The sequence below is a fragment of the Bacillus sp. EB600 genome (assembly GCF_024494385.1).
In the GTDB taxonomy this organism is placed as follows: Bacteria; Bacillota; Bacilli; order Bacillales; family Cytobacillaceae; genus JAEVLT01.
Map to the genome: position 1 here is coordinate 1 of NZ_JAEVLT010000124.1, position 1,066 is coordinate 1,066.

Here is a 1,066-nt window from a genome sequence, read left to right on the forward strand (position 1 = left end):
TGCATATATTCTTCATAAACAATCCTTGAGGCAGAATGATTAAATTTTAAGGCGTTTAACCACTCAAAATATCTTGTTGTCCACTTTTTCACACCTTTTGGTGCACGAATATCGTGACGTAAAAGGAATTTGGTTAAGCGATGTTTTGCTCTTAATTCATCTTCTTTAGAATCTTCCCGTGCTCGGACTAAGTCGCGAAGTGCTTCATCTTCTTCTGTAGGCACATAAACAGATGTTAATTCGCCAGCACGAAAAAGTTTTGCAAGATTAATGGCATCTCTACGATCTGTTTTTACACGTTCACCAGGCTTTTTAGGAATTAATGCTGGTGCTATGACTTCACATTCGATACCGATACTAATAAATAAACGATATAACCCATATCCCGTTGGACCAGCCTCATAACACACACGAAGTTGTTTTGAATCCCCTAACTGTTTTACTAATTTCCTAATACTTTCTATAGTATAGGGAATCATTCCAAAATACCTTGGTTGCTCACGACCCTCATCTGCAATTGCTACTGCGATTTTTTTCTTCGATACGTCTAAACCTATATATTTTGTGGCAGTATTCATAATAACTAGCTCCTTTCGTAATGTAGCTCTAATTTGTTTTGGTTTGAGTTTTCTTAACTAGTAACTCATCTTAACCAAATTAACCTACGATATTACGAGTGAGGGGCTAGTTTCGTTCATGATAACTAAAGAGCAGGTTAATGAAACAAGGATATACTCATCAAATTACAAAATGCTACAATTATTGGTAGGGGTGAATAGATATTTTTCTCTTTGCTATCATTCATATATTAATAGGTTTAGCTTTAATTTATTTTTATGGAAAATTACCTAAAGCACTTACTGTATTTGCATCTGTGTTCTTAATTATGAGTTTTCTTTATTGGGGAACAGTTCTAATAAATTCGTTGTTAAGCTAACTGGAGGTTATTTTAAGAATCGATTATACAATCTATAAAATTGAACAGTAAGCCCGAATTATAAAAAATAAGCGTACCGACCCGGTACGCATGAGAAATAACCGTATATCATGACTTTTTTTATCATGA

At 34.1% G+C, this 1,066-nt stretch carries 1 protein-coding gene; it reads right to left on the minus strand.

The features are described from left to right. Nucleotides 1–578: IS110 family transposase (locus JN080_RS28810; RefSeq protein WP_256239357.1), on the minus strand; the 578-nt coding region annotated here is incomplete at its 3' end. Between the last annotated feature and the right edge of the window lie 488 nt (nt 579–1,066).